The 4,604-nt window shown below is 45.6% G+C and carries 4 protein-coding genes and 1 pseudogene; all 5 read left to right on the forward strand.

Going from position 1 to position 4,604, the window contains the following annotated elements:
* Nucleotides 1-732, forward strand: a pseudogene (locus tag WEIDD23_RS14200) (CCA tRNA nucleotidyltransferase); the annotation flags it as partial.
* 3 nt (nt 733-735) lie between these two features.
* The gene (locus WEIDD23_RS01060; RefSeq protein ID WP_010371783.1) at nt 736-2,625 is read left to right on the forward strand and encodes an ABC-F family ATP-binding cassette domain-containing protein; all 1,890 of its coding nucleotides are present in this window, start codon (nt 736-738) and stop codon (nt 2,623-2,625) included.
* A gap of 6 nt (nt 2,626-2,631) precedes the next feature.
* Nucleotides 2,632-3,129: a dihydrofolate reductase gene (locus WEIDD23_RS01065; RefSeq protein WP_010371780.1), complete on the forward strand. Its 498-nt coding sequence runs from the start codon at nt 2,632-2,634 to the stop codon at nt 3,127-3,129.
* Nucleotides 3,130-3,233: 104 nt separating this feature from the next.
* Nucleotides 3,234-3,434, forward strand: a complete 201-nt coding sequence (locus WEIDD23_RS01070) for a YjzD family protein (protein WP_010371776.1) — start codon at nt 3,234-3,236, stop codon at nt 3,432-3,434.
* Nucleotides 3,435-3,556: 122 nt separating this feature from the next.
* A partial coding sequence (locus tag WEIDD23_RS01075) for a PHP domain-containing protein (protein WP_156469537.1) occupies nt 3,557-4,604 on the forward strand: 1,048 nt, incomplete at its 3' end.

Consider the following 4,604-nt stretch of genomic DNA (forward strand, 5'->3'; position numbering starts at 1 on the left):
ATGATGCGGGCAGTTCGTTTCGCAGCACAGTTAGACTTCAAAATTGAAGCAGCCACATTGCAAGCTATCAAGGACAATGCGCCATTATTAGCTAACATTGCAATCGAACGAACAAACGTAGAGTTCACCAAGTTGCTACAAGGTAAGGCGGCTCGCTACGGTCTGTTGGAAATGATTGCAACGAATTTAAATCAGTATATGCCCGGCCTTGAGGTGGTTGATATTGATTTGATTGGTTATGCGGAACTATTAGCAGATGCGCAACCTCAAAATGACGTGGCAGCGTGGACACTATTAGTATTTGAGCTTGGCCTAACACCAGAAGATGCGGTTGTTTTCTTGAAAAAGTGGAAGCAATCTAATGATATGGTTAAGACAATCAAGGCTTCAATTAAGTTGCTCAATAAGCTCCGATTAGGTGATGTCGCGGCCTGGGATTTGTACGAAGCTGGTAACGCCATCGACAACGTGTTAGCGGTTGCTAAGTTGAGTGAACTGGTTGTTGATGTCGCGGGGCTTAAGTCACGCTATGAAGATTTGAAGATAAAAAATAAGGGTGAGTTAGCCTTTAACGGTGGTAACCTAACCAAGGAATTGGGGATGCAGCCAGGGCCGTTATTTGGTAAGATTCTGGCAACGCTTGAGCAAAAAGTGGTTGCGGGTGACCTGAACAATAGTCATGATGTGCTTTTGGCAGAGGCACAAACAATGGCAGAGAAAGCGAAGAAGTAAACGATGAAGCAATTACGTGCGACTGATTTAAAGAGTGTTTATGGTGAGAAGACCTTGCTTGACCAAGTTTCTTTCCTAATCGAAACGGGTGACCGTGTCGGAATTGTCGGGGTAAACGGAACTGGCAAGACGACGTTATTGAACGCCATTTCGGGCTTGAATCCTGCCGACAGTGGATCAATTAATACACCAAACGACTATACGATTGGTTATTTGCAACAAGAGCCACCACTTGATGGCGACAAGAAAGTGATGGAAGCTATTTTCGCTGGTGCACAACCAGTGTTCCAATTGATTCGAGACTACGAGGCAGCTTTGGAGGCGTATTCAGCTAATCCAACTGATGAGAAGTTGTTGAACCGTTACACGAAGTTGGAACAACAAATGACGCAAGAAGATGCTTGGGTAGCGGAGTCTGAGGTTAAGACGATTTTAACGCAATTGCATTTGCCTAATTTGGATTTGCCTGTGTCGGCTTTGTCTGGTGGACAACGTAAGCGTGTTGGATTGGCACAAGTGTTGATTCAAGCGCCTGACTTGTTGCTGTTGGACGAGCCAACTAACCACTTGGACTTTGATTCTATTGAGTGGTTGGAGAAGTACTTGTCTGATTACAAGGGTGCTGTGATGACGGTTACCCACGATCGTTACTTCTTGGATATCGTGACGAACCGCATTTTCGAAATGTCATTTGGTAAGTTGTACGAATACATTGGTAACTACGAGAAGTATGTGACCTCTAAGGCTGAACGTGTTGAGGCCGAAGCGGTTGCTGAACACAAGTCTGCCCAACTTTACAAGAAGGAATTGGCTTGGATGCGTACAGGTGCGAAGGCCCGTTCTACGAAGCAAAAGGCTCGCGAAAATGCCTTTGCTGACTTGGCAGCACAACAAGGTACCCGTCAAGTTGAAGGCGATGTTGAAGTGAACATGGGACAGCAACGCTTAGGTAAGAAGGTTATCAACATTGAACATGCCAGTTTGGCCTTTGATGGCCGTGTGATTTTGGATGATTTCAATGAATTGATTCAAGCGAACCAACGTATTGGGATTACGGGGCCAAACGGGACTGGAAAGTCAACGTTGTTGAATGCAATTGCGGGTGTTCAGCAACTAGATTCTGGTGTGATTGAAATCGGTGAGACGGTTAAGATGGCTTACTACACACAAGTGACGGAACCAATTCCTGAGGACAAGCGTATGTTGGCGTACCTATCCGAAGTTGCTGAAGAAGTGACTGACCGTAACGGTAACGTTGTATCGGCTGCTGAACTCTTGGAGCAATTCTTGTTCCCAAGCTTCATGCACGGCACGTTGATTCGCCAATTGTCAGGTGGTGAGAAGCGTCGTTTGTACCTATTGAAGTTGTTGATTCAACAACCAAACGTGTTGCTTTTGGACGAACCAACTAACGACCTGGACATTGGTACGTTGACGGTTCTGGAGGATTACTTGCGTTCGTTTGCAGGCACGGTCATTACCGTTTCCCACGACCGTTACTTCTTGGACAAGGTAGCCGACCAATTGATTATCTTCCAAGGCGCCGGCCGCATTACGCGTTACCGGGGCATGTTTAGCGATTACCTAGCTGAATTTGGGGCGCCGACGACGGATGCACCAAAGCCAGTTAAGCCCACTGCAGAAAAGAAACCGGTTGTCGAGGTACCTAAGAAAAAGAAGTTGACCTGGTCTGAGCAAAAAGAGTGGGAAACGATTGAGGATGACATTGCTGAACTTGAGGGTAAGATTAGTCAAATTGAGGCTGACATGGTCGAAAATGGGGCTGATTTTGGTAAGTTGAGTGAGTTACAGGCACAATTAGATGAGACAAACCAAGCGCTCGAAGATAAGATGATGCGTTGGGAAGAATTGTCAGAACGCGTAGAGGGGTAAGCGATAGTGGCTGAAAAGATTTTGATTTGGGCACAGACTAATAATGGCACAATTGCATTAAATGGCTCGATTCCATGGCGACAGAAAGCTGATATGAATTTTTTTAAGGAACAAACGATTCATCAAGTTGCTTTGATGGGGCGCAACACCATGCTGAGCTTTGGCGGGCGTGCCTTGCCAGAGCGAATCAACATGGTGTTAACGCATGATGAAATGTTGGATGTGCCTGCCGGTTTTGAAAAAGTCTATACAATGGCCGAAGCGGAGCAGATTGCCGATGAAAAAGGCATGAAACTGGCGGTTATTGGCGGTAAAGCAATTTATGATAGCTACTTACCAGTGGCAGATATCTTGTACGTCACCTATTTAGATACTGATTTTATGGGGGATGTTCTCATGCCACCGGTGGATCAAACGGTATGGATTGCCGAAGAGATTGCCTCTGGACGCGCTGATGCGGATAATGATTATGATTGGCGGATTGTGAAATACACGCGCCGATAAATGTTAGCCATTTGGAACAGTTTAAAAAGTGACAAATGGTTAGAATAGGCGTAAACTGTGACAGTAAAATCATTTTGGCCAGAAAAGGCTAAGAGGTAGAAAAAATGAAGTACGTCGTAACTTTCTTTTGGACGTTCATCCTTGGCGAAATTATCGGTTACATCGGTAGCGCCTTGGAAGGAACTTCATACAACGCAACTGCAACGTCTCTATTTGCGATGGTGATTGGTGCAATCGGTGCGATTGCATTTGCTGCTATTTCAAAGTCTGCTGCGCCTAAGGATGCAGCTCACGCTGAAGACTAACAGTTGATTACACGACTCTAAAGACCACTCACGTTCTGCGGGTGGTCTTTTGTTATGCAAATCGCTATAATGAAATTAAGTTAAAACGAATTTGAACGAACATGTTCGGAAAGGAGCCCACAATGGTACCGTTACAGACAAAGACAGCCTTTAGTTTGTTACAAAGTCCAATGATGCCGGCCCAATTAGTTAAATCTGCCAAGGCAAAGGGCTACACCGCTGTGGCAATTACGGATAACAATGTCTTGTATGGCATGGATAATTTTTATCGCGCAGCGAAGGAAGCCGATATTAAGCCGATTTTGGGCTTAACAGCCACGTTACACGGCCTTGTGACATCACAACCTTATCCGATTGTCTTTTTAGTTGAAAACCAAACGGGGTATCACCACCTTTTGGTGATTAGCAGCTATATACAAACCCATGACACCACCTCGTTTGCGGATATTGCACAATTTTTATCAGGCTTATATGTGATTTTGCCTGCCGTTGGTGAATTGTCGGTTGTACTAGGGGCAGAACCGGAACGGGCATTGACAATGATTCAAACGTTGATTACCGCTTCAACAGCTGACCATGTATTTCTGGGTGTAACACCAACAATGCGCCCAGAATTGTTAACTGCTATGAAACAATTGGCTGACACCACGGGAGCCCGTTTATTAGCGATGGCGGAAGTAACTTATGCTGACGCAAGTGATCAATTTGCTGCGCAGGTGATTCAAAAATTGGGGCAAGGTGAGGTCATTACGAATGTTGGCCAGGCACAGAGAGAACCGGCCACAGCGTATTTGCCGACTGTCAGTGAATGGCAAGCATCGTTTGAAACGGCTGGTCTAGCCGAAGCAGTTGCGAATACCGATTGGATTGCTGAACACTCTGATTTTGAGTTGGTGAAGTCGGCTGTGACGTTGCCTGCTTTTACGACACCGAATGGTGAGACGTCCGCTGATTATTTACGAACTTTAGCCCAAACGGGATTGAAAAATCGATTGCATGGGCTTGATGTTGATGCGTCTGTTTATCGGCAACGGTTGGATGAAGAGTTAGCGGTTATTATTGACTTAGGGTTCGCGGATTATTTCTTAATCGTTTGGGACGTGATTAATTTTGCACATAAGCAAGCGATTCGGACGGGACCTGGTCGTGGATCAGCCGCGGGTTCATTGG

This window comes from Weissella sp. DD23, from assembly GCF_001579105.1.
GTDB classification, from domain to species: domain Bacteria; phylum Bacillota; class Bacilli; order Lactobacillales; family Lactobacillaceae; genus Weissella; species Weissella cibaria.